The sequence below is a fragment of the Novosphingobium sediminicola genome (genome assembly GCF_014196525.1).
Lineage (GTDB): Bacteria > Pseudomonadota > Alphaproteobacteria > Sphingomonadales > Sphingomonadaceae > Novosphingobium > Novosphingobium sediminicola.
Window position 1 is genome coordinate 274,646 of sequence record NZ_JACIDX010000002.1, and the last position, 23,330, is coordinate 297,975.

Below are 23,330 nucleotides of genomic sequence, written 5' to 3' on the forward strand. Positions count from 1 at the left end.
ACCTCTCCTTATTTATTATAGTTTTAGCGGCCCTGCCATTGGGCTGCGCGTTTCTCGACAAAGGCCGCCATGCCCTCGGCCTTGTCGGCGCTGGCGGTCAGGATCTGGAACAGGCGGCGTTCGTGCAGCAGGCCCTGATCCAGCGTGGTTTCAAAGGCGGCATTGACCATTTCCTTGTTCGCAATAGCGGCCATGCGGGGCATCTCGGCAATGGTCTGCGCGGTTTTCAGCGCATCGTCGAGCAAGTCGGCCAGCGGCACGATGCGCGCCACCAGACCGGCGCTCTCGGCCTCCACCGCGCCCATCATCCGCCCGGTCAGGCACATTTCCATCGCCTTGGCCTTGCCCACCGCGCGGGTCAGGCGCTGTGATCCGCCCATGCCGGGGGCCACGCCCAGCTTGATCTCGGGCTGGCCGAACTTGGCGGTGTCGGCGGCCAGAATGAAATCGGCCATCATCGCCAGTTCGCAGCCCCCGCCCAGCGCAAAGCCATTGACCGCCGCGATCCACGGCTTGCGCGTGGTCTTGACCAGTTTGGCCTGCCAGTCGGCGAAGAAATCCTGCAGGAAGAAGTCGGCGGCGGGCTTGTCGGCCATTTCCTTAATGTCGGCCCCGGCGGCAAAGGCCTTCTCACCGCTGCCCGTCAGCACGGCGCAGCCCTGCGTCTCATCGGCCTCAAAGGCGGCAAAGGCGGCGACCAGTTCGGCGCAGACCTGCGAGTTGAGCGCATTGAGCGCCTTGGGCCGGTTGAGCGTGATGAGCGTGACCGCGCCCTTTTGTTCAACCAGGATCGTCTCAAAGCTCATAGAGGTTTCCATTCTTCCAACGCTGATAGTGGGGCGAAGATAGCGTCCAGCATGGCCTCGGTCACCTGCTCGGGGCGGGGCGGGCTCCATGCGGGGGCATTATCCTTGTCGACGATCACCGCGCGCACCCCTTCGGCAAAATCGGGCAGCATCAGCACGCGCGAGCCGATCCGGTATTCCATGGCCATATTGGCGGCGAAATCGGGCAGGGTCAGGCTGGTCGCCAATTGGCGCAAGGCAACCTTGCAGGTGGTCGGGCTTTTGGTGCGGATGGTGGCCAGAGTGCGGGCGGCAAAGGCGCCACTATCCTCCTCCAGCGCGGCCAGAATGTCCTCCAGCCGGTCGCTGGCGAACAACCGGGCGATGTCGGCGGCATGGTCGGCCAGCGCGGGGGCGGGCGGCGTGACGGACAGCGCATTGAACACCGCCTCTGGCGCCTCGCCTGCAATGATCCGCGCCTTGGCCTCGCTCAGGCTCTGCGCGGGTAGATAATGCGTTGCCAATCCGGCCCAGACGCATTCCGCCCCATCCAGCCGAGCGCCGGTCAACGCCAGATATTGCCCCAACCGCCCCGCAAGGCGCGAGAGATACCACCCCCCGCCAACATCGGGAAACAGGCCGATCCCGCTCTCGGGCATGGCCAGCCTTGTGTTTTCCGTCGCCACGCGCAAACCCGCCGGGCCGCTGATGCCCACGCCACCGCCCATAGTGATGCCGTCCATAAAGGCCACCACCGGCTTGCCATCCTCGCCGCCGCCATAGGCAAAGATCAGATGGTTGAGCTGATATTCCTCGTAAAAGAACCGACGCCCCAGCGCCCCGCCATCGCTCAGCGCCGATTGGCGCAGCAGGTTGATATCGCCCCCGGCGCAAAAGCCGCGCGACAGTTTGGGGTCGCCAGCAGGGTCAACCGCATGGTCGATCATCACCGCGCCCACCGCAGGATCATCACGCCATGCCAACAAGGCGACCGTCATTGCCCTCACCATATCCAGCGTCAGCGCATGGATCGCGCGCGGGCGGTTAAGCGAAAGCAGGCCCGTACGCCCCTCGACCCGTGTCAGAACCTCGCTCATTTCAGCAGATCCCGCGCGATGATCATGCGCATGATTTCATTGGTCCCTTCCAGAATGCGGTGAACGCGCAGGTCGCGCCAGAAGCGCTCGATGGGGTAATCACGCAGATAGCCGTAGCCGCCAAACATCTGCAGGGCGCGGTCCACCACGCTCGACCCGGTATCGGTGGCGAAACGCTTGGCCATGGCGGCAAAGGCGGTCTTGTCGGGTGCGCCCGCGCTCACCTTGCCCGCAGCGGTGTAGAGCAGCGCGCGCGCCGCCTCCAGTTCGGTGGCCATATCGGCCAGAACAAATTGCGTGTTCTGAAAATCAGCGATCGCCTTGCCGAATTGCTTGCGGTCCTTGGTATATTGCACCGCCTCGTCAAGGCAGCGCTGCGCTCCGCCCAGCGAGGCCGCGCCGATATTGACCCGCCCGCCGTCGATCCCGGCCATGGCAATTTTGAAGCCGTCGCCCTCCTCGCCCAGCCGGTTTTCCACCGGCACGCGCACATCCTCAAGGATCACCTGCGCGGTGGGCGAGGCGTTCCAGCCCAGCTTGCGCTCCGGGGCGCCAAAGGACAGACCCGGCGTGCCCTTTTCCACCAGCAAGCAGGAGATTCCTTTGGCTCCGGCCTCGCCTGTGCGGACCATGATGAGATAGACATCATTCACCCCCGCGCCGGAAATGAACTGTTTGGTGCCGTTCAGCACATAATGATCGCCATCCCGCCGCGCCGTGGTGCGCAGCGCGGCGGCATCCGATCCGCTGCCCGGCTCGGTCAGGCAATAGGAGGCGAGCTTGTCCATCCCCACCAGACCGGGCAGATATCGCGCCCGAAGCGCCTCGCCGCCGAAACGGTCGATCATCCATGCGGCCATATTGTGGATCGAGACGAAAGCCGCCGTGGCCGGGCAACCATAGGCAAGCGCCTCGATCACCAGCGCCGCCTCCAGCCGCCCCAGACCGATGCCCCCGCTCTCCTCACGCACATAGATCGCGCCAAAGCCCATTTCGCCCGCCGCGCTCATGACTTCGCGGGGGAAGTGATGCTCCTCGTCCCACCGCGCCGCGTGGGGCGTGATCGCGGAGGCGGTGAACCGGGCGGCGGCCTCCTGTATCGATAGCTGATCCTCGTTGAGCGCAAAGGCGTCGGTCATGGCATCCTATGTCCTGTCTCAGCCCATGGTAGGGATGATAAATGCATTCCCGCCCTCAGGCGTGCTGTCGGGCCAACGCGCAGTGATGGTCTTGATTTTGGTCCAGAACTTGACGCCCTCCATACCATGCTGATTGGTATCGCCAAAGGCGCTGCGTTTCCATCCGCCAAATGTATGATAGGCCACCGGCACCGGGATCGGCACATTGATGCCCACCATGCCGACATTGACCCGTGCGGCAAATTCGCGCGCAGCATGACCGTTGCGGGTAAAAATCGCCACGCCATTGCCATATTGATGCTTGCTGGGCAGGGAAAGCGCGGTTTCGAAATCGGCCGCGCGCACGATCTGCAGCACCGGGCCGAAGATTTCATTGTGATAGCTGCTCATGCCGGGCGTCACATGGTCGATCAGCGTGGGGCCGACATAGAAGCCGCCCTCCAGCCCCTGCGGCGTGAAATTGCGGCCGTCGACAAGGATCTGGCCGCCTTCTTCCTCGCATTTCGTAATCCACTCCTCGACCCGCGCCTTGTGCTGGGCGGTGACGACGGGGCCGTAATGGGCCGAATCATCAAGGCTGGCCCCCACATTGAGCGCGGCGATTTCGGGCAGCAGCTTCTCGATCAGGCGTTCTGCCGTCCCCTCGCCCACCGGCACCACCACGGGCAGCGCCATGCAGCGTTCGCCCGCCGAACCAAAGGCCGCGCCGACCAGATCGACCACCGCCTTGTCAATATCGGCATCGGGCATGATGATGCCGTGGTTCTTGGCGCCGCCCATCGCCTGGACGCGCTTGCCGTTGGCCGCGCCCCGCTGATAGACGTAATTGGCAATATCGGAGGAACCGACAAAACTGATCGCGCCGATGGCGGGATGGTCAAGGATCGCGTCCACCATCTCCTTGTCGCCATGCACGCATTGCAGGATGCCTTCGGGCGCGCCTGCCTCCAGCATCAGTTCGACAAGGCGCACCGGGACCGAGGGATCGCGTTCCGAAGGTTTCAGGATAAAGGCATTGCCGCAGGCGATGGCCACGCCGAACATCCACATCGGGATCATGCCGGGGAAGTTGAAAGGCGTGATACCCGCGCCGATGCCGATGGGCTGGCGCATCGAATAGACGTCGATGCCCGGCCCAGCGCCATTGGTATATTCACCCTTGAGCGCATGAGGGATGCCGCAGGCGAATTCCACCACTTCCAGCCCGCGCTGAATGTCACCTTTGGCGTCGGCCACCACCTTGCCATGTTCGCTGGCCAGCAATTCGGCCAGTTCCTGCATATTGGCTTCGACAAGGCGTTTGAATTCGAACATCACGCGGGCGCGGCGCTGGGGGTTGGTGGCGGCCCAAGCCGGCTGCGCGGCCTGCGCCGCGGCCACCGCGCGGTCGAGCAGCGCGGCATCGCCCAGCGCCACCTCGGCCTGCACAGCGCCCGTTGAAGGGTTGAAAACCGGAGCCTTGCGCGCCGGAGCCGCGCCCGAACCGCCAACGATCAGATGGTCGATAAAACGCACTTCCGCATCCTTCCCATTTCTTGATTTCCCCCATTTGTATTGCCTCAAAAATGACTGGCAACAGACATTAATGCCCGTTAGACCTGCAAAAATGCAGGTAACCGACTGGAGCGATTTTCAAGCCTTTCTGGCCGTGGCGCGCACCGGGCAACTGGCGCGGGCCGGGCGCATGATGGGCATGGACGCCACCACCATCGCTCGCCGCCTGCGCCGGTTGGAAGGCCAGATGGGCGCCACCCTGTTCGAACAGACGCGCGAGGGCCAGATCCTGACGCTGGCGGGCGAAAAGCTCCTGGCGGTGGTCGAGCAGATGGCCATGGCCAGCAGCGAACTGGAAAGTGCCAATTCCCCCTCCGGCCCCACCGGCAGCGTGCGAATCAGCGTGTCGGAAGGCTTTGGCAGTTGGGTCGTGGCGCGGCATCTGGGGGGGTTTGCCGCGCGCTATCCGGGATTGACGGTCGATCTGGTCGCCTCCAGCGGTTTTCTCAGCCCCTCGCGGCGCGAGGCTGATATTGCCGTGCTGCTCTCACGCCCGAAAACCGGGCCGCTGATCGCGCGCAAATTGTCCAATTATGCGCTGCGCCTCTATGCCAGCCCGACCTATCTGGCCGGGCGCAAGCCCATTCTGGCGCCGACGGACCTGCGGCAGGGGCATCAGTTGATCGGCTATGTTCCCGAACTGATCTATGCCCCCGAACTCAATTATCTGGGCGATATTGACGCCAGCCTGGCCGCCACTTTGCGCTCGACCTCGATCCTGGCCCAGCACAGTATGTTGATATCCCACGCCGGGGTCGGGGTCCTGCCCTGTTTTATCGGCGATGCCGATCCCTTGCTGGTGCGCGTTCTGCCCGCCCATGTCATCACCCGCAGCTTCTGGCTGGTAACGCATAAGGATACCCATGGGCTGCAACGCATCCGCGCCACCATCGACTGGCTCAGCGAGATCGTGAAGCTGGATGCGCGGCTGTTTGCCGGGGTTTAATCGCCGTGCCAGAGCGCATGATAGCGATGGCGGACAGCGACCTCGGATGTAGCGAGCAACAGCCGCCACAGATGAGATAGCGCGCTCATGTCGCAACCCTCCCGACCAGAGTGACCGCCAGCGTCAGCATCGTCACCCCTACGATGCCGTCCAGCACCCGCCAAGCCGCAGGGCGGGAGAACACAGGCGTCAGAATGCGCGCGCCATAGCCAAGGCCGACGAACCAGAGGATGCTGGCACTGGCCGCCCCTGCGACGAACACCGGACGCAGAGCAGGCGCTTGGGCAGAGCCTGCCGCTCCCATCAGCAGCACCGTGTCGAGATAGACATGCGGATTGAGAAAGGTGAAAGCCGCCGTCGTCGCCAGCGCGCGGCCCAAGGTCACGCTGACTTGGGCGGTCACGGCCATGGCCTCGGGCGCCATCATCCGGGCAAAAGCCTTGATCGCATACCAGCCCAGAAACAGCGCCCCGCCGATGGTCAGCGCCATCGTCAATTGCGGCATGGCGCCCAGCAAGGCACCCACCCCACCCACACCCGCCGCAATCAGCAGCGCATCGGCCGCGCCGCAAAACAGCACGATCGGCCCGACATGCTCGCGTTTCAGCCCCTGTCGCAGGACGAAGAGGTTTTGCGCACCAATCGCCATGATAAGCGCCGCCGACATGGCAAAACCGGTGAGGAAGGAGGGGAGGATGTTTGTCATGGGGGCGCTATGACGCGGCAGCGTGGTTCAGGAAAACTTGTTCTGCTAATCTTGATGAAGTAAAACTTCATCATGCTTGATTATCCCGCCCTTGCCGCCGTCGCCTGCGTTGCCCGCGAAGGCAGTTTCGAACGCGCCGCCGAAAGGCTCGGCATCACCCCATCGGCGGTCTCGCAACGCGTCCGCGCGCTGGAGGAAAGGCTGGGCAGCATCCTGATCGTGCGGGGCCAGCCCTGCGTGGCAACCGATCTGGGCCATCGCCTGTGCGCCCATGTCGATCAGGTGCAATTGCTGGAGGCCGAATTGCGGCCCGCGCTGGCTCTGCCCATGGACGCGCCGGTCACGCTGCGCATCGCGGTCAATTCCGACAGTATCGCCACATGGTTTCCGCAGGCCGCCGCCGATTTCGCCCGCACCACCGGCTATTTGCTCGACTTCATGATTGAGGATGAGGAGGTTACCGCCAACCGCCTGCGCTCCGGCGAGGTGCTGGCTGCGGTGTCCGCCGATCCGGGCGCGGTGCAGGGCTGCAAGACGGTGGAACTGGGCAGCCTTGAATATCAGGCCTGTTGCAGCCCCGATTTCGCCGCGCGCTATTTCCCCGATGGCGTGAATGAGGAAAGCCTGTCGCTCGCGCCATGCCTGCGTTTCGAGCGGCGCGACGGGCTGCAGGCGCGATGGGCGCGCGAAAGCCATGGTCTGGCGCTGAACGGGCCGATGCATTGGGTGCCGTCCACCTATGGTTTTCTGAACTTTGCGCTGGCCGGGATGGCATGGGGCATGCACCCCGCGATGATCTCGCGCCCGCTGGTCGAACAGGGCCTGCTGGTCGAGCTGACGCCCGACACGCCGCTTCGGGTCAAGCTTTACTGGACCGTCACACGCCTGCATGCCTCCGCGCTCAAGACGCTGACCGATGCGGTGCGGCGGGGGGCGGCGGAAAAATTGCTGCAATAGAGAGGCCTTGACAGGTGGGACGATTTCATATCATGTTATATAACGCGATATGGAGAATGTGATGCGCGATGTGATTGCCGATATGGGCCCCGCCTTTCTGGGAAGCAGGCTCAAGCGTTTGGCCGAAAAGATGCAAGCGGGCGCGATGAGCACGATTGCCGATGCCGGATTGGCGATGCAGCCGGGCCATATGGCCGTGCTGGCGGCGCTGCGTGCGGGGCCGATGACGATCGGCCAACTGGCCGAAACCATCGGCATCAGCCAACCCGGCGTCACGCGCAGCGTGGGCCAGTTAGGCAATCTGGGCATCCTGGCCGATGCGCCCGCCGCCGATCAGCGCACAAGGCTGGTCGAATTGACCGAGGCGGGCCGCGCCGCCGCGCATCAGGCCGCCAGCGATCTGTGGCCCCGCATCGGCATGGCAGCGCAGGAATTGCTGGATGGATTTGAGGACCGCTTCATGGCCCAGATCGCCGCCATCGAGCGCGCGCTGGACGAAGCCTCGATTGCCGAGCGCGCCGCCCGCGCCCGCCCCGACGGCTTGCGCCTGCGCGAATTCAGCGATGATCTGGCCCGCGATTTTCACGACATCAACGCGCAGTGGATCAACGCCATGTTCTCGCTGGAGGCCACCGACCGCGAGGTGCTGGAAAACCCGCGCGCGCGCATCATCGAACCGGGCGGCGCGATCCTGTTCGTCGAGGCGCCCGGCCTTGGCGTGGTGGGGACCTGTGCGCTGCAAAAGACCGGCGCGTCCAGCTTCGAACTAACCAAGATGGGGGTGCGCGAAAGTGCGCGCGGGCTGAAGGCCGGGGAATTCTTGCTCGACGCAATGATCGCGCGGGCGGGGGAAATGGGCGCCGATCCGCTCTATCTGCTGACCAATCGCAAATGCGCGGCGGCGATCCATCTCTATGAAAAGCTGGGCTTTACCCATGATGCCGAGATCATGGCCAGCTATGGCGCCCGCTATGCGCGCTGCGATGTCGCCATGCGCTATACGGCGGGCGTAGCTTAACGCCCGCCCGTGGCCAGATCGAGATCGTTGCGGGCCGACCAGTAGCGGGCCAGATTGTCGGCATAGGCCGACCTTGCCTCCTGCACATTGGCCTGCGCGATCAGCACGGGATGCAGAATCGCGGTGCCCGCCTGCAACCCGGCGCGGGCCAGCGTCAGCGCGCTCTGACTGGCCACCAGCCTTTCGCGGGCCAGCGGAATCGCCTTTTGCGCCGCGATCATCTCCTGCCGCGCCGAGGCAACCTCCTTGCGCAAATCCTCCAGCCGCCGCCGCACCGCGATCCGGGCCAGCGCGCGCGATGCCGCCGCACTCTGCGCCTTGCCGATCACGCTGGCCGACAGGGTCAGCGACAGGCTGGCATTGGCGCTGGGCAGGCGGAACATCGTGTCGCTGACCTTGCCGGTGGGGATAGGATCGGCGGCCATCGCGCTGGCCGAAATCTGCGGCCCCACGGCGGCCAATATCGCCGCCGCACCCGCCGCATCGCTCACCCCCACCTGTTGCCGGATCGCGGCCAGATCGGCGCGATGGGCCAGAGCGGCGGCGGTCAGCGTGTCAAGCGCAGGCTCCTCAGCCGAGGGCGGTTCGGGCAAGGCCCCCTGCGCAGGAACCAGCAGCACCGCCGGATCGAGATCGAGCAACCCGGCCAGACGCAGCGAAGCGGCATAATAGGCATTGAGCGCCTTGATCTGATCCATCTGCGCGCGGGCCGCGCCTTCCCGCGCCATTTGCGTGTCCAGCGTCAGGCCCAGCCCCGATGCCTCGCGCGCCGCGCTCAGGCGCAACAGTTCGCGGCTTTCCTCGACCCGCTCGCTGCTGGCGATAATATGCGCCTGCGCCAGAGCCAGCGCGTAAAAGGCCTGCGCAATATCGTGATCGACCCGCCGGCCGGTGAATTCGGCATCATGGCGCAGCGCGGACAGATTGCGCCGCGCGGCCAGAATATCGAATACCACCTGTCCGGGCCGCATGATCCAGCTGACCAGCGCAAAGGGGCTGACGCGCTCAAACCGGCCCACCTGATAGGCGCCCGCCGCCCCCGGCAAGGCCCCATCCAGCCGCATCGCATCAACCCCCACCGCGATCCCCGGCAGGGCCGCGCCCAAGGCCCCGCTGACCACGCCGCTGCCCTGTTTAACCCGCGCCTTGGCCTCCTCCAGATCGAGGTTTCGCGCATGGGCCAGTTGCAGCGCATGGGGCAGATCAAGGCTGACCACATCGCGCGCCAACGTAGCCAATTCGCCGGAAGCAGGCTCCTGCGCCATGGCGGGCGCGGCGATCAGCATCAGCGCCAGCGCGGCCCGCTTCATGGCGCCACCTTGACCGTCACGGCATTGCCCACCGGCGGCGCGGATTTGGCATTGGCCAGAATGACATCGGCCACGCCCACCCCATCGGTGATTTCGGTCAGCTTGCCATCGGTGATCCCGGTGGTGATCACCCGGCGCGCGACCTTGCCGCCGATGACGGCCATGACGAAACTGCCATTGTCATCCTTGCCGATGGCCGCATTGGGCAGGCCCAGCGCGCCGGTGTGTCGCGCCGTCTCGATTTTCGCCCGCGTAAAGCCGCCCGCCAGCAAACGGTCGCCCGGCACGTCGATTTCGGCCATCATCGTGCGCGTGGCCTGATCCAGGCTGCCTGCGGTGCGGGTGACACTGGCCTTGACCGGATCGTCGCTCCCCGTGCTCAGCGTCGCGCTCTGCCCCTTGCGCACTGCGGCGGCCTGCGCGGCGGGCACGGCCACCATCACGCGCAACCGGTCAACCTGCTGCACCGTGAACAAAGGCGAGGAGAGGCCATTGGTGGCCGCCTGAATGAAGACGCCATTGTTGACCATGCGCCGCGTCACCACCCCGGCAAAGGGCGCGACAATCCGCGTATAGGCCGAAACCGCCTGCGCCTTGGCCAGCGTGGCGGCGGCCAGATCGGCCTGCGCATGGGCGATGCTGGTGTGCGCTTTTGCCTCGTCCATCGCCTGATCGGTGATGCCCTTGGCGCGATAGAGTTCCTCCTGCCGCTTCTGCGTGATCTGTTGCAGCGACAGTTCGGCCCGCCGCGCGGCCAATGTCGCGCGGTCCTCGGCCAGTTCATGCGCGACCTCGGGCAGGCGGATCGTGGCCAGCACCTGTCCGGCGGTCACCCTGTCGCCAATATCGACGCGCATATCGGCCACATAGCCCGAAACCTTGGCGAAGAGGTCGGCGCTCTGCCATGGCTCGATGCTGGCGTCGGCCTCGAAACTGGCGGCAATATCGGCGCGGGCGGGATGGACGGCATCCAGCGCCGAGGCCGCCGCAGGCGCGCTTGATGCGGCGGGGGCGCTTTGCCCATGCCACCACAGGCCCCCGGCGATCAGCACGCCCGCGCCCATGGCCATCGACAGAGCCTTGGATGAAGTCATCGACATGACGGCAAACCTTTACGCATGAGAAGAAGCCGCCGGATCATCGGGATCGAGCGAAGGCGAATGGCGCGAGGCCGAGGCGCGCAGCAGGCCAAAGATCACCGGCAGGACGAACAGCGTGGCCAGCGTGGCAGTGATCACCCCGCCCGCCACCGCCCGGCCCAGCGGCGCGGTCTGCGCCCCGCTCTCGCCAAGGCCCAGCGCCATCGGGGCCATGCCCGCCACCATCGCCATGCTGGTCATCACGATGGGACGCAGGCGGGTCGATGCGCCATGCCATCCGGCCTCCATCGCGCTCATGCCGTCGATCCGCGCCTTTTCGGCAAAACTCACCAGCAGGATCGCATTGGCCACCGCCACGCCGGTCGCCGTGATCGCGCCCATATAGCTTTCCAGATTGAGCGTCGTGCCCGTCAGCCCCAGCGTCAGCACCACCCCCACCAACGCGGCAGGCACGCTGGAGAGCGCGCAAAGCGCCAGACCGGGCGACTGGAAATAGGCCAGCAGCATCAGGAAAATCGCCAGAACCGCCACCAGCAAGCCGGTTTGCAGATTGCTCAGAATATCGCGCAAAGGCTCGACCTGACCGCGCAGCATCACGGTGATGCCCTTGGGCGGCGGGCCAAGGCTGTCAACGGCGGCCTGCACCTGCCCCGCCACGGTGCCCAGCGCGGCATGTTCATAATTGGCGGTCACGCTGACCACGCGCTGGCCGTTATAGCGGTCGAACTGGCCCGGCACGCTGCCCTGCGCCACCTGCGCCACATTGCGCAGCAGCATCGGATGGCCGCTGGCGGAACTGACCGGCAGATTGCGCAGATCCTCCATCGTCGCCGGTTTGGCGGGCGCGCCCTGCACCTGCACCTGATAGGAAACGCCGGTGTTAGCCGCCCAATAGACCGGCTGGGTAAAGCGGCTCGACGAGGTGAAAGGCGTGAGCGAACGGGTAAGATTGTCCGCCGAAACGCCCGCCAGCCCGGCCAGCCCCCGGTCCAGCGTCACCTTGACCGCTGGATAATCCAGCGTCTGGGCGATCTGGACATCGCGCAAAGCCCCGATCCGGCCCATCGCGGCACGGATCTTTTCGGCATAGGCGCGATTGTCCTCCAGCGATTTGCCAAGCACGGCGACCTCGATGGGGGTCTGCGCGCCAAAACTCATCACCCGGCTGACAATATCGGCAGGCTCGAAGGAGGTGCGCAATTGCGGCAACTCCTTCGCCAGATCGCCGCGCAGCCGGTCGCGCAGCGCAGCCATATCGCGATGATCCTTAAGCTGAACCTGAAGCACAGCCTCATGCGTGCCGCCATTCCATTGGTGGATGAAATTGATCGGATAGGCCGACCCATGCATCCCCACCAGCGCCAGACTGGCCGCCACGCCATCGCCGGTATCGCGCGCTATAATGGCCAATGCCCGCTTGGTCAGATCCTCGGTCAGATCGAGCCGCGTCCCGGCGGGCGCGCGCAGGCGCAATTGCAATTGCCCGGCAGACCCTTGCGGAAAAATATCGGCGCCCAGATAGGCCCCGCCCAGCCCCACCACCAGCGCCGCACCGGCCAGATAGGCCCCCGCCACCAGCCCGGCAGGCAGGCCCGCCACGCGCTCCTTCACTCCCTGATAGCGCCGCCGCAGCCCCTCGTCCGGACCGTCATGGCCAATCGCATCGGCACGCAACCACCAAACCGCCAGCACCGGCACCAGTGTGCGATCGAGCAACCACGAGGCGATCATCGCAAAACCCACCGCCAGCGTCATCGGCAGGAACAGCGCCCGCGCCGCGCCCTGCATGAACAGCGCCGGCACGAAAACGCACAGCACGCAGAGCAGCGCGATCAGCAAAGGCCCCGCCACCTCGCGCCCGGAATCGGCCACCGCGCGCGGCAGAGCCTTGCCCTGCGCCAATTGTACATGGATATTTTCCATCGTCACCGTGGACATATCCACCAGAATGCCCACCGCCAGCGCCAAGCCGCCAAGGCTCATCAGATTGATCGTCGCCCCCGTCAGCCACAGCGCCAGACTGGCCGCAAGCAGGGCCAGCGGGATATTGACCACCACCACCAGCGCCGCACGCGCATCGCGCAGAAACAGCAGCACCATCACGCCCGTCAGCAAGGCCCCCAGCGCCGCCTCCAGCGTCAGGCTGGCCATTGCGCGGGTGACAAAGCCCGACTGGTCGAATTCATAGCTGACCGTCACATCCTCGGGCAGCGCGGCCTGAAACTTGCCCAGATTGGCCTTGACCGCATCGACCACCGCCAGCGTCGAAGCGTCCGCCCGCTTGGTTACGGGAATATAGACCGTGCGCCGCCCGTTCGAGAGCGCATAGCTGGTGACGATATCCGATCCATCAACCACCTTGGCCACATCGCCCACATGCACGGCGGGGAAGGAACCGGGCCTCAGCGGCACGCTCTCCAGTTCCTTGGCGTCGGTCACCATCGCATTGGTGGGCACGATCGGATATTTGCCGTCCAGCGCGATATTGCCCGATGGGCTGATGACCTGAGAGCGGGCCACGGCATTGACCACATCGTCGAGCGAAAGATTATACGAGGCCAGCTTAGCCGGATCGGTGTTGAGCACAATCGTGCGCGGCGCCCCGCCAAAGGGCGGCGGCGCGGACACGCCCGGCAGCGTGGCGAACATCGGCCGGATCGTGTTGAGCGCCAGATCCTGCATCTGTCCCACGGGCCGCGCCGCGCTGGAGAAAACCAGATTGCCCACCGGCACGCTGCCCGCATCAAAGCGCATGGCAAAGGGCGGCACGGTGCCGGGCGGCATAAAGGCGCGGGCACGGTTCACATAAGAAATCGTCTCGGACATGGCCTGCGACATGTCGGTGCCGGGATGGAATTGCAGTTTGAGCACCGTGGCGCCCTGAATCGATTTCGATTCAACATGTTCAAGGCCGGTGATGTAGAGAAAGTGATATTCGTAATAATAGGTGACCAGCCCTTCCATCTGGGCCGGGTCCAGCCCGCCATAGGGCTGGGCGACATAGATCGTGGGCACGTTGAGATTGGGGAACACATCGCGCGGCATGCGCGACAGACCGAAAAAGGCCGACAGCGCCATGGCCAGAACCAGAACCACCACCGTCCACGGACGGCGCAGCGATTGATTGACCAGATTCATCGGCGCCTTGGACCTTTTCCCCTGCCCCCCGCCGCATGGCGCGGGCGCATCCTTTATGGCCGCAAGAACAGCCTGTTATCCTGCGTGTTAGCAGAGCATGCCTGCGTTTCGGCGTTAAGTCTTGTGGGGAAATGTCAAGAAATGTGAAGGCTCGCCATCGTTCAGGCGCCGCGCGTGACAAGGCCGCGCCACATGGCTAGGCAGGGTGAAAGCCAGATGGGAGAGGCGCAGGCATGAACTGCCCGGTGCTGATCATTGATGATGATGCCGAACTGACGGATATGCTTGGCGAATATCTGGGCGCCGAGGGTTTTGTCGTGAGCGCGGTGCATGATGGGCTGGAGGCGCTGCACGTGGCGGGGCAAGGGCATTATGCGCTGGCGGTGCTGGATATTATGCTGCCCGGCCTTGGCGGGCTGGAGGTGCTGCGCCAACTCCGCCAGACCTCAATGATGCCGGTGCTGATGCTGACCGCGCGGGGCAGCGATCTGGACCGCATCGTCGGGTTGGAGCTGGGCGCGGATGATTATATGCCCAAGCCGTTCAACCCGCGCGAATTAGTGGCGCGGATGCGCGCGATCCTGCGCCGGTTTGAAACCCGTGAGCCGCCGCGCCCCGCGCCCGCCGGTTTTGCCGGGCTGGAGGTCGATGCCACGCGCTTCGTCGCTCGCCTGGCGGGCGTGCCGTTGGGCCTGACGGGCACAGAGTTCCGCATTCTGGAAATGCTGGCGGGCGAGGCACAGCAAATCCACCGCCGCGATGCGCTGACGCAGGCCGTGCTGGGGCGGCGGCTGCTCAATCAGGATCGCAGCATCGATACCCATATCAGCAACATCCGCCGCAAATTGTCCGCCGCCGCGCCGGGCATGGTCGATATCAAGGCCATTCGCGGCCAGGGCTATGTGCTGGTCGCGCTGGGCGGCAAGGCCGCCGCGTGAGATCGATTTTTTCGCGTATTTTCCTCAGCTTCTGGCTGGCCATGGCGTTGATTGCGGCCTCGGCGGTGGGGGTGACGGTGGCCGTGGCATGGGCGCGGGCCGAGGCGCTGGAAGCCTTCGATCCGGGCGCCTTGCTGCGCGGCGCATCGCAGGCGTGGCGCGAGGGCGGCGATACGCAATTGCGCCAATGGCTGACGGGCGAGGCGCGCCGGGCCGACAATATCATGGTCTTTGTGCTGGATGCGCAGGGGCGCGACATGCTGGGGCGCACGGTGCCGGCGCAATTGCATCTCGATCAGGCATCAACGAAAAGCCCGCCACCGGGCGCCCCGTCATCTGGCAATGCCACCCCCGGCTTTATGCGGCGGCGCGACCATATGCTGCTCTCCTCCCCCTTGCCGGGCGGGCAATGGCGGCTGGTGGCTGGATGGCCCGGGGCCACAGCTTTTGATGTGCTGGGCTCCTATGATGTCTGGATCGCGATGGGTCTGCTGGCGCTGGGGGTCAGCGGGGCGATGGCATGGTGGCTGGCGCGCCAGATCAGCCACCCCGTGGTGGCACTGCAGGCCAGCGCGCGCAGGTTGGCCGAGGGCGATCTGGGCGCGCGGCCCGAAGACTGGCTGATGGCGCGGCGGGACGAATTGGGCAGTCTGGCGGGCGAATTCACCACGATGGCGCAAAGGTTGCGGCAACAGCTCGACAGCAAGGATGAATTGCTGCGCGATATCAGCCATGAATTGCGTTCTCCCCTGACGCGGCTGCGGGTGGCGGCGGCGCTGGCCCGGCAGAATGCAGGGGATCTGGAAACCCATCTGGCGCGGGTCGAGCGCGACATTGACCGGCTGGACCGAATCATCGGTGACACTTTACGCTTTTCGGCAATGAGTACGCCGGGACGGCAACTGGACAGGCAGGTGGTCGATCTGGCGGAATTGCTGGGCGAGGCGGTGGATGATGCGCGGATCGAGGCCGATCAGCGCCGGATCGCGCTGAGCCTGAATGCACCCGATGGTGTCGGAATGCCATGCGATCCCGACCTTCTGCGCCGCGCCTTTGACAATGTGCTGCGCAATGCGATCCGCCATTCGCCCGCAGGCGAACAGATTGCCGTCACGCTCGAAACCGGCCCCGACCGGCTCTCCATCTCGATTGCCGACCGGGGCGAGGGCGTGCCGGATGAGGCGCTCGAACGGATCTTTGAAGCCTTCTATCGGGTGGACAAGGCGCGCGGCGCGCAAAGCGGTGGGGCCGGGCTGGGGCTGGCGATCACGGCGCGGATTACCGCGCTGCATGACGGCAGCGTGGCGGCGGTCAACCGGCCCGAGGGCGGGCTGACCATCCGCTTCGATTTTCCACATCAATGGCCCTAAGGCTCACGTGTCCCTAGGATTAGGGCCGAACAAATGTCTGGGCCTTTTCGATGCCGAAATGATCGGCCAATTGGCCTCCGGTAAAGCCGCTGGTCCCCGCGTCATAATCGAGGGGGAGCATTTGCGCGTTCCACCTCTGCCACTCCGCCTGCATTTCGCGGAATTTTTCCGGCATCCGATCCTTCAGGTTCGCGCGCTCCTGCGGATCGTCCACCACGTGGAACAGGAAAGTGTTGTTCAGGATTTTCAGATATTTCCAGTCACCTTTGCGGCAAGCTTCCTGATTGAGATTAAGATAGCGCCATGAGAAACTGCGCTCATGCGCCTGATCGGGACGGCGCAGGGCGGGCAGCAAATTTTCGCCATCGGAGGGGAAGGCCGGATCGGGCGTCGTCCCCGCCGCCGCCAGCAAGGTGGGCAGCCAGTCCATCGTCATGATCGGTTGCGCGCTGACCGCGCCCGGACGCGCAACGCCGGGCCAGCGGACGATGGCAGGCACGCGTAGGCCGCCTTCCAGCAGCTCGGTCTTGCGCCCGGTGAAGGGGCCGGTGTCGGAGAAACGTTCGCCGCCGTTGTCGCTGGTGAAGACGACAATCGTATTGTCCTCCATCCCCAGTTCTTTCAGGTGCTTGAGCGTCAGGCCGATCTGATAATCCATCCGCGTGACCATCTGCGCATAGATCTTGGCGCTGCCCCCGTCGAAATGGAACATGGCCATCGGCTTGCCGCTCTCGTCCAGACGGCGAGCTTCGGCCACGTCCTCAGGCCCTTCCCACGGCCAATGCGGCGCGTTGAAATGCAGCGACATAAAGAAAGGCTTATTCTGCCGCGCATAGTCGGTGATCACCTCGCGCGCCTTGGCGCCCAGCAGGTCGGTCAGATAGCCCTGCTGGTCGATCTGGCGCGCGTCATCCCACAGGTCCGCCTTGCCGAAAGCCTTGTGGGTGAAATAGTCCAGACCGCCGCCGCGAAAGCCCCAAAAATGGTCATAGCCGCTTTGCTGCGGCCCATAATCGGGCAGCGCCCCCAGATGCCATTTGCCGATCAGCATCGTGCCATAGCCCGCCTTACGCAGCAGCGAGGGCAAAGTGGGGTGGCTGGCGGGCAGCCCGACCGGGCGCTGGCCCAAGGGTTCCTCCAGTCCCACGGTCAGCCGGTTTTGATAACGCCCGGTGATCAGCGCCGTGCGCGTGGCCGAACAGACCGCCGAATTGGCATAGGCCTGTGTGAAGCGCACCCCTTGCGCGGCCAGAGCATCGAGCGCCGGGGTGGCGTAATCACGCCGCCCATAGCAACTGAGATCCGCAAAACCCATGTCATCGGCTAGAATGAACAGGATATTGGGCGGGCGCTGCTCCTTGCCCGTGGCGGCTCTGGCCAGTTCGGGCATCAGGCCCGCCCCCATCATAGCCGTCGATCCGGCAATCAGCGAACGTCGCGATAACGAAGCCATGAAATTTGTCCTTAAAGGAATGATCAGAAATTGCGGCGCAGCGTCACCGACACTTCGCGCGGCGCCGCCGGTTGGGCAAGGGTCATGCCCAGATTGAAGAATTTATTGTTGTAATAGGTCGCATCGAACAGGTTGCGCACCGCCAGCGACAGGCGCCAGTCCTTGGCCGGAGAATCGAAGGTCAGCCGCGCATTGGCCACGCCGTAAGCGCCCACCTGCCCTTCGGGATTGTTGGCGATGGCGGTGAAATAGGACGACTGATAGCTGTAATCCACGCGCGGGGTGAAAGTGCCGATCTTCGTCTCCAGCCCATATTGCGCGCCGATCGAGGCCTTCCACGCCGGGGCAAAAGGCGCGGCATTGGCCAGCGTCACGCCCTGAATGACCACGCCCGCCGCGCTGATTGAGGTCAGGCGGAAATGCAGATAGCTGACGCTGGCGTCGATCAGCATGCCGCCCACGGGCCGCGCGGTCACTTCCAATTCGGCGCCCTTATATTGGGCCGATCCGACATTGGTGGGCGTGGCGTTGAGCGCGCTGTTGGCCGTGGGCGCGGTATTGGCAAAGATGATGTTTGCATAATCGTTGAGGAACAACGAGCCATTCACCCGCAACCGCCGCGACCACAAATCGCTCTTGAAACCAAGCTCATAGGCGGTGATGGTTTCGGGATAGAAAGGCACCGCCTGTTCCGGGACAAAGGGCCGTGGGTTGGTGCCGCCGCCGCGAAAACCGGTGGAAACCTGCGCATAGGTCATCAACTGATCGTTCCAGCGGTAATCCAGATTGACCCTGTAATCGAGTTTGTTGGCGCTGTAATGGCTCTGCACCCCGGTCAGCACGCCCGCCGCCGTAAAGGTCGGCACGCCGGACAGGAACGGGTTATACCGGCGATAGGTGTAATCCTTGGCGTCCCCGGTATAGCGGATGCCGCCGGTCAGGTTCAGGCCCGAAAGCGGATGCAGGATCGCCTGACCGAAGAGGCTTTTGTTGGTGGAAATCGCATCATCATCGGGCGCGTTGAGGTTTTCGAACGGCTTGCCGGGATAGAGGATGTTCGAGCCGGCAAAATTGTTGTTCGCCCGGTAATAATAGCCCCCCACGGTCCAATCGAGCAAGGTGCCCAGAGCGCGACCATTGAGGCGCAATTCCTGGCTGAACTGGCGGCTGCGCGCCTGATAGAGCGCGGTTTGCGTGGTGATCGGGCTGGCGTCGCCGTCAATGCCATAGCCGATGTTGCTGCGGCTATAACCGGTGATCGAGGTCAGGGTCAGATGCTCGCCCGGATGCCATGTGATCGTCCCGTTGAACGAGCTTTGCAGCAGGTCATTATGAGTGGGCACGCTGATCGCAGGATGGCTGCCTGCGCCCACTTTGCCATTATAGATCGCAGGATCGGTGAAGGCGGGCGTGGCATAGGTGGCGTAATTGTAATTGGCCCCGGCGGGCACGACAAAGAGCGCAGGATTATAGGGCGCAAAATAGGCCGTCGAAGTGCTGTTCGCGGCCAGCAGGACCGTGGGGGCAACCTCCGAATTGTCCTTGATCACCGTGGCCGACAGATCGACCGTCCATTGCGGATTGGGCGTATAGCGCAGGGCCAGACGCCCGCCGCCGTAATTCTTGTCGCCTTCGTGGCCCAGCACGCAATTGGTGGAAATGCCCGCGGCCGGAACCCCCGATGACGGATGGATACAGCCATAATCATACCGTGTCACATAGCCGTCCTGCCTCGTATAGACGCCTGAGGCGCGGGCATAGAGCTTGTCCGGCACGATGGTGAAATCGCCGCCGCCGCGAAAGCTGAGCAGATTGCGCGAGCCATAGCTGGCCTCAAGGTAATTCGCGCCGCGCCCGTCCGGCTTGCGGCTGTAGAGTTTGACCGCCCCGCCGATGGAATTCTTGCCCGCCAGCGTCCCTTGCGGCCCGCGCAGGATTTCCACCCGTTCCAGATCGAGCAGGTCGAAATTGGCGCCGAACAGCGATCCGTAATAGACATCATCGACATACATGCCCACGCCCGGTTCCATCGCGATGCTGCTGTCGCTTTGCCCCAGACCGCGCACGAAGACCGTGACCGCAGGACCAAAAGCGGCGGCGGAAGGCTTGAGCAGCACGCCCGGCGCGCTGTTGCTGATGTCGGCAATCTGGTTGATCGAGCGCGCCTCCAGCCCCGAGGCGTTGATGGCGGTGATCGCCAGCGGCGTGTCCTGCAATTTCTGCGACTGGAACTGGGCCGTGACCACAATTTCGCCGATGGTTGCCTCGGGCTTTTGGGCCTCCTGCGCCAAGGCGCCTTGGGCCTGAACCATCATCAGCGCGCCCGACGCCAATAGGGCATAATGCATTCTTGCAGATTTGCGCATTGTCCTCTCCCCCTGCTCGCCCGGCTTGTCGCCGGTGCGTTAGGCGGAACCTAGGGCGGGCCGCCGCGCCCATGCAAAGGGGGCCGGCCTTGTCATAAGTGACAAGGCAGAACTTATCGGTTATCTTGCATGCATGTTCCGCTTCACCATCCGCCAGATCGAAATATTCCTGAAAGTCTGCGAGGCGGAAGGCTTTCGCCGGGCGTCGGAAGCGCTGGGCATTTCCGAGGCGGCGATCAGCCATCAGATCTGCCTGCTCGAAGAACAATTGGGCGGAGCGCTGTTTCGCCGCCGCCGGGGCGCGGCCATCCAATTGCTGCCCGAGGGCGAGGAATTTCGCGAGGCCGCGATCCTGTTCGTCCGCCAAGGTCTGGCGCTGGGCCAAAGGCTGGCCCCTGCCGCCCCCCTTCCCACCAGCATCACCATCCATACCGGGCCGCATCTGCTGGAAGATGCCCTGCGTCCGGCGCTGCCGGATTTTCTGCGGCGGCATCCCGATATCAACCTCAATCTGGTCCTACCCAAGGCCCGCCGCTGGCTCAAGCAGGCCATCCTTACCGACAAGGTTCAGGGCGCCCTGCTGAATGTTAAGGCGGCGGACGAATTGCCGCATTCCGATCTGCTGGCGCAAACCGAGATGGCCCTCTTCGCCTGTCCGACAATCGCGGCGCGGATCAGGGCCAATCCGGCGCTGCCGATCGACCTGCTGCTGCCCAACAGCGAGCATCCCGATGCGGCGGCCCAGATCAAATATTTGCGCCATGCCGGGGTCCATTTCCGCATCGCGGGGCACTATCCCTTTCACGATGTCGGCATTCGCATGGCGGCCGAAGGGGCAGGCGCGCTGGTGGTGCTCTCCAGCATCGTCACCTCGCTGGCGCCTGCGGGCCTGCTGGAGCGGGTGCAAAATCTGGGCACCTGGCACACGAGGCTCTATCTTTCCCCCCATCTGCGGCCCGATCATGCGCAGGCCTTACGCGAATTCTTCACCACAGTAGCGGTGGGCCTGACCGCATCGTCAGAGGATTGACGCCGGACGCATCAGATCCATTCGAAAAATTCGACGCAATAGCCGCCCGGATCGCGCACCTTGAACTCCAGAGTGCGCCCGTCCACCCCGGTCTGCAACCCTTCGCCAACCCCCGCCACGCCCATGCGGAACAGGCGCGCATGCCAGCCTTCCAGATCCTCGGTTTCCAGCGAGAGGATCACGCCCTTGTTCGTCTCGCGCACCGGCATCTGGCTGCCATAGCCCGCGCCCACCAGCGCCACGCAGGACGAACCGCCCAGGCGAAAAATCTCCAGCCCCGGCGCCGACAGCATCCGCGTCAGGCCCAGCACGCTCGCGTACCAATCCGCCGCGCTCGCCAGATCGTCATAATAGAAGATCGTATAGCCCCCGCCGATATGGGGATGCGGTTCGGGCTGGTCGGGCTGGGCGCGGGGGGCATCCATCATCAAACCTCGCTGATATTCGCCTCGATCTGCGACAGGGCGCGGCGCAGCGCGGCAATATCGGCCTTGCTGACCCCGTCGAGCGCAATTTTCTGATGGCGCACCGCCGAAACCGCGATCTCATCGAACAATTCGCGCCCTCGCTCGCTGAGAGACACCAGCGCCACGCGCGAATCCTCGGGCGAAATCTCGCGCTCGACCATGCCGTCATTGTGCAACTGGCTGATGACTCGACTGATCGTGGGCTGTTCCATCAGAGTGCGGTCGACAATCTGCGACATCGACATCTGTCCCTGCGATCGCAAAACCGACAGCACGCGCCATTGCGACAGGTTGATCCCGCTGGCCTTCAACCGCCCGCTCAGACGGATGTTCATCAGGCTGCTGACGCGATAGATCTGATAAGGCAGGAAATCTCCCAGCCAGCCATTGCCATCGGCGTCCGTGTCATTGGTCATATCAGGGTTCATAGATCTGGCTCCCCCTGGCTCCTTTACGCAATTTGGCGAGGATTTCCATCCGGTGACTCCATATTGCACAATTCATTTCAGAATGTATATGATTATGAATATGAATGGCGCAGCCCCCGCAAAGCGCCATGGGGACAATGATGAGCAGCCAAAATAACAAGGACCTGTGGACCTCCAACCTTGGATTCGTGCTGGCGACGGCGGCGGCGGCCATCGGGCTGGGCAGCCTCTGGCGCTTTCCCTATGTGGCCGGGGCCAATGGCGGCGGGGCCTTTGTGCTGGTCTATGTGCTGTTCATCGCGGCGCTGTGCGTGCCTTTGATGATCGCCGAAATGAGCCTTGGCAAAGCGGGCATGGGCAGCGTGGTCGGATCGGTCCGGCGGCTGGTGGCCGAGGAGAACGCCTCGTCTTTCTGGCGTGTGGTGGGCTGGCTCAGCCTTGCCGTCCCCTTCTTTGGGCTGAGCTATTACAGCGTGGTGGCGGGCTGGTCGCTCGACTACACGCGCGTCGCCATCACCCAGGGTTTTGCCGGAACCGATGCCGATTCCTCGCACCATCTGTTCGAAACGCTGATCGGATCGCCGTGGCGACAGGGGGCGATGCAGTTCACCTTCATCATGGGCACCGCCACGGTGGTCGCCCTTGGCGTCCAGCGCGGGATCGAGATCGTCTCGCGCATCAAAATGGTGGCGATGTTCACCGTGCTGATCGGGCTGGTTTTGTATAATGCAATCACGGTGGGTCTGGGGCCTGCGGTCGATTTCCTGATCGCGCCCGATTTTGCCCGCCTGACGCCCGCCAGCCTGCTGACCGCCATGGGGCAGGCGCTGTTTTCCACCGCCATCGGCGCGGGCGTGCTGATGACCTATGCCGCCTATCTTCCTGCCGGGGTTTCGGTGCCCAAATCGGCGGGCGTGGTGGCCGGATCGGTGGTGGCGGTGTCGCTGCTGGCGGGGCTGGCGATTTTTCCCATCGTGCTGGCCCATGGCCTCACCCCCGCTGAGGGGCCGAACCTGATTTTCGTGACGCTGCCGGTCGCCTTTGGCGCGATGCCGGGCGGGCAATTCATCGCCGCGCTGTTCTTTGCGCTGATTACGCTGGGGGCGTTCACCACGGCGGTGGGCATGCTCGAACCGGTCGCGGCCTATTGGCTGGAGCGTAAGCAATGGTCGCGCCCGCTGGTGGCCTATGGCACGGGTCTTGCGATCTGGATGGTGGGCCTGCCCTCGCTGCTGTCGTTCAGCACGCTCAAGGATGTCCATCCCCTCGCCTTCATCCCCGGCTTTGGCGGCAAGACTTTCTTTGACGCGCTCGACCATGGGATCAGCGAGTTTCTTCTGCCGATCAACGCGCTGCTGATCGCACTCTTTGCCGGTTACGCGCTGCGCCGTCGCCTCAGCGCGTCCGAAACCACCCTTCCCCCGGCGCTGCACAAAGTGTGGCGGCTGTTCACCGCGGTCATCGTGCCGCTGTCCATTCTGGTGCTGATGATCTCGCAGCTTAGCCGCTGATCCGCCCCCTTTATTCG

At 64.2% G+C, this 23,330-nt stretch carries 19 protein-coding genes; 7 read left to right on the plus strand and 12 right to left on the minus strand.

Annotated elements, in window-relative coordinates; genetic code table 11:
* Positions 1–23: 23 nt before the first annotated feature.
* The 4 genes from GGR38_RS03695 to GGR38_RS03710 are packed head-to-tail and all read right to left on the minus strand — an operon-like array spanning position 24 to position 4,536.
* Positions 24–806 (minus strand): enoyl-CoA hydratase-related protein, encoded by a 783-nt coding sequence (locus GGR38_RS03695; RefSeq protein WP_183622769.1) that lies wholly within the window; start codon positions 804–806, stop codon positions 24–26.
* Positions 803–1,882 (minus strand): enoyl-CoA hydratase/isomerase family protein, encoded by a 1,080-nt coding sequence (locus GGR38_RS03700; protein WP_183622771.1) that lies wholly within the window; start codon positions 1,880–1,882, stop codon positions 803–805. Before GGR38_RS03700 ends, GGR38_RS03695 begins: the two co-directional genes overlap by 4 nt.
* Positions 1,879–3,021 carry an acyl-CoA dehydrogenase family protein gene (locus tag GGR38_RS03705; RefSeq protein WP_183622773.1) on the minus strand — a complete coding sequence of 381 codons (1,143 nt, stop codon included), beginning with the start codon at positions 3,019–3,021 and terminating at the stop codon, positions 1,879–1,881. Before GGR38_RS03705 ends, GGR38_RS03700 begins: the two co-directional genes overlap by 4 nt.
* 18 nt (positions 3,022–3,039) lie before the next feature.
* A complete protein-coding gene (locus GGR38_RS03710; protein WP_183622775.1) occupies positions 3,040–4,536 on the minus strand; it encodes a CoA-acylating methylmalonate-semialdehyde dehydrogenase in 1,497 nt (498 codons plus the stop codon).
* 91 nt (positions 4,537–4,627) lie between these two features.
* Here GGR38_RS03710 and GGR38_RS03715 point away from each other — a divergent pair, with 91 nt between their 5' ends.
* A complete protein-coding gene (locus tag GGR38_RS03715) occupies positions 4,628–5,521 on the plus strand; it encodes a LysR family transcriptional regulator (protein ID WP_183622777.1) in 894 nt (297 codons plus the stop codon).
* 85 nt (positions 5,522–5,606) lie between these two features.
* On the opposite strand, the gene GGR38_RS03720 is transcribed toward GGR38_RS03715, so the two are convergent.
* The gene (locus GGR38_RS03720) at positions 5,607–6,227 is read right to left on the minus strand and encodes a LysE/ArgO family amino acid transporter (protein ID WP_183622779.1); all 621 of its coding nucleotides are present in this window, start codon (positions 6,225–6,227) and stop codon (positions 5,607–5,609) included.
* A 72-nt stretch (positions 6,228–6,299) separates the two neighbouring features.
* Here GGR38_RS03720 and GGR38_RS03725 point away from each other — a divergent pair, with 72 nt between their 5' ends.
* On the plus strand, positions 6,300–7,184 hold the full coding sequence (locus GGR38_RS03725; protein ID WP_183622781.1) for a LysR family transcriptional regulator ArgP: 885 nt from the start codon (positions 6,300–6,302) through the stop codon (positions 7,182–7,184).
* Between the two features lie 61 nt (positions 7,185–7,245).
* Entirely contained in the window at positions 7,246–8,202 is a 957-nt protein-coding gene (locus tag GGR38_RS03730) for a bifunctional helix-turn-helix transcriptional regulator/GNAT family N-acetyltransferase (RefSeq protein ID WP_221226991.1), read from the plus strand.
* On the opposite strand, the gene GGR38_RS03735 is transcribed toward GGR38_RS03730, so the two are convergent.
* Genes GGR38_RS03735 through GGR38_RS03745 form a run of 3 tightly spaced genes read right to left on the minus strand, consistent with a single transcriptional unit; the run spans position 8,199 to position 13,750 of the window.
* Positions 8,199–9,512, minus strand: coding sequence for a TolC family protein (locus tag GGR38_RS03735; RefSeq protein WP_183622785.1), 1,314 nt, complete (start codon positions 9,510–9,512; stop codon positions 8,199–8,201). The genes GGR38_RS03730 and GGR38_RS03735 overlap by 4 nt on opposite strands.
* Positions 9,509–10,612 carry an efflux RND transporter periplasmic adaptor subunit gene (locus tag GGR38_RS03740; RefSeq protein WP_183622787.1) on the minus strand — a complete coding sequence of 368 codons (1,104 nt, stop codon included), beginning with the start codon at positions 10,610–10,612 and terminating at the stop codon, positions 9,509–9,511. The genes GGR38_RS03735 and GGR38_RS03740 overlap by 4 nt, the downstream gene beginning before the upstream one ends.
* A gap of 12 nt (positions 10,613–10,624) precedes the next feature.
* On the minus strand, positions 10,625–13,750 hold the full coding sequence (locus GGR38_RS03745; RefSeq protein ID WP_183622789.1) for an efflux RND transporter permease subunit: 3,126 nt from the start codon (positions 13,748–13,750) through the stop codon (positions 10,625–10,627).
* Between the two features lie 233 nt (positions 13,751–13,983).
* Between GGR38_RS03745 and GGR38_RS03750 the strand changes: the two genes are divergently transcribed.
* Both GGR38_RS03750 and GGR38_RS24530 read left to right on the plus strand, forming a co-directional pair.
* Complete coding sequence (locus tag GGR38_RS03750; protein ID WP_183622791.1) at positions 13,984–14,688, plus strand: response regulator transcription factor; 705 nt, start codon at positions 13,984–13,986, stop codon at positions 14,686–14,688.
* Positions 14,685–16,058, plus strand: coding sequence for an ATP-binding protein (locus GGR38_RS24530; protein WP_183622793.1), 1,374 nt, complete (start codon positions 14,685–14,687; stop codon positions 16,056–16,058). The genes GGR38_RS03750 and GGR38_RS24530 overlap by 4 nt, the downstream gene beginning before the upstream one ends.
* Positions 16,059–16,077: 19 nt before the next feature.
* Here GGR38_RS24530 and GGR38_RS03760 read toward each other — a convergent pair whose 3' ends face one another.
* Both GGR38_RS03760 and GGR38_RS03765 read right to left on the minus strand, forming a co-directional pair.
* A complete protein-coding gene (locus GGR38_RS03760) occupies positions 16,078–17,511 on the minus strand; it encodes a sulfatase family protein (protein ID WP_183622795.1) in 1,434 nt (477 codons plus the stop codon).
* Between the two features lie 23 nt (positions 17,512–17,534).
* Positions 17,535–19,877 carry a TonB-dependent receptor gene (locus tag GGR38_RS03765; RefSeq protein WP_183622797.1) on the minus strand — a complete coding sequence of 781 codons (2,343 nt, stop codon included), beginning with the start codon at positions 19,875–19,877 and terminating at the stop codon, positions 17,535–17,537.
* A 133-nt stretch (positions 19,878–20,010) separates the two neighbouring features.
* Between GGR38_RS03765 and GGR38_RS03770 the strand changes: the two genes are divergently transcribed.
* A complete protein-coding gene (locus GGR38_RS03770) occupies positions 20,011–20,907 on the plus strand; it encodes a LysR family transcriptional regulator (RefSeq protein ID WP_183622799.1) in 897 nt (298 codons plus the stop codon).
* An 11-nt stretch (positions 20,908–20,918) separates the two neighbouring features.
* Here the strand turns inward: GGR38_RS03770 and GGR38_RS03775 are convergent, their stop codons facing one another.
* Together GGR38_RS03775 and GGR38_RS03780 are read right to left on the minus strand one after the other, a co-directional pair.
* The gene (locus tag GGR38_RS03775) at positions 20,919–21,335 is read right to left on the minus strand and encodes a VOC family protein (RefSeq protein ID WP_246404208.1); all 417 of its coding nucleotides are present in this window, start codon (positions 21,333–21,335) and stop codon (positions 20,919–20,921) included.
* On the minus strand, positions 21,335–21,802 hold the full coding sequence (locus GGR38_RS03780; RefSeq protein WP_183622801.1) for a MarR family winged helix-turn-helix transcriptional regulator: 468 nt from the start codon (positions 21,800–21,802) through the stop codon (positions 21,335–21,337). Before GGR38_RS03780 ends, GGR38_RS03775 begins: the two co-directional genes overlap by 1 nt.
* Positions 21,803–21,942: 140 nt before the next feature.
* Here GGR38_RS03780 and GGR38_RS03785 point away from each other — a divergent pair, with 140 nt between their 5' ends.
* The gene (locus tag GGR38_RS03785) at positions 21,943–23,313 is read left to right on the plus strand and encodes a sodium-dependent transporter (protein ID WP_246404209.1); all 1,371 of its coding nucleotides are present in this window, start codon (positions 21,943–21,945) and stop codon (positions 23,311–23,313) included.
* Positions 23,314–23,330 lie beyond the last annotated feature (17 nt).

Bases quoted from the DNA above. Each gene is read 5' to 3' on its own strand.
- GGR38_RS03695 (WP_183622769.1), bottom strand. From the start codon at position 806: ATGAGCTTTGAGACGATCCTGGTTGAACAAAAGGGCGCGGTCACGCTC.
- GGR38_RS03700 (WP_183622771.1), bottom strand. From the start codon at position 1,882: ATGAGCGAGGTTCTGACACGGGTCGAGGGGCGTACGGGCCTGCTTTCG.
- GGR38_RS03705 (WP_183622773.1), bottom strand. From the start codon at position 3,021: ATGACCGACGCCTTTGCGCTCAACGAGGATCAGCTATCGATACAGGAG.
- GGR38_RS03715 (WP_183622777.1), top strand. From the start codon at position 4,628: ATGCAGGTAACCGACTGGAGCGATTTTCAAGCCTTTCTGGCCGTGGCG.
- GGR38_RS03720 (WP_183622779.1), bottom strand. From the start codon at position 6,227: ATGACAAACATCCTCCCCTCCTTCCTCACCGGTTTTGCCATGTCGGCG.
- GGR38_RS03725 (WP_183622781.1), top strand. From the start codon at position 6,300: ATGCTTGATTATCCCGCCCTTGCCGCCGTCGCCTGCGTTGCCCGCGAA.
- GGR38_RS03730 (WP_221226991.1), top strand. From the start codon at position 7,246: ATGCGCGATGTGATTGCCGATATGGGCCCCGCCTTTCTGGGAAGCAGG.
- GGR38_RS03735 (WP_183622785.1), bottom strand. From the start codon at position 9,512: ATGAAGCGGGCCGCGCTGGCGCTGATGCTGATCGCCGCGCCCGCCATG.
- GGR38_RS03740 (WP_183622787.1), bottom strand. From the start codon at position 10,612: ATGTCGATGACTTCATCCAAGGCTCTGTCGATGGCCATGGGCGCGGGC.
- GGR38_RS03745 (WP_183622789.1), bottom strand. From the start codon at position 13,750: ATGAATCTGGTCAATCAATCGCTGCGCCGTCCGTGGACGGTGGTGGTT.
- GGR38_RS03750 (WP_183622791.1), top strand. From the start codon at position 13,984: ATGAACTGCCCGGTGCTGATCATTGATGATGATGCCGAACTGACGGAT.
- GGR38_RS03760 (WP_183622795.1), bottom strand. From the start codon at position 17,511: ATGGCTTCGTTATCGCGACGTTCGCTGATTGCCGGATCGACGGCTATG.
- GGR38_RS03765 (WP_183622797.1), bottom strand. From the start codon at position 19,877: ATGCGCAAATCTGCAAGAATGCATTATGCCCTATTGGCGTCGGGCGCG.
- GGR38_RS03770 (WP_183622799.1), top strand. From the start codon at position 20,011: ATGTTCCGCTTCACCATCCGCCAGATCGAAATATTCCTGAAAGTCTGC.
- GGR38_RS03775 (WP_246404208.1), bottom strand. From the start codon at position 21,335: ATGATGGATGCCCCCCGCGCCCAGCCCGACCAGCCCGAACCGCATCCC.
- GGR38_RS03780 (WP_183622801.1), bottom strand. From the start codon at position 21,802: ATGAACCCTGATATGACCAATGACACGGACGCCGATGGCAATGGCTGG.
- GGR38_RS03785 (WP_246404209.1), top strand. From the start codon at position 21,943: ATGAGCAGCCAAAATAACAAGGACCTGTGGACCTCCAACCTTGGATTC.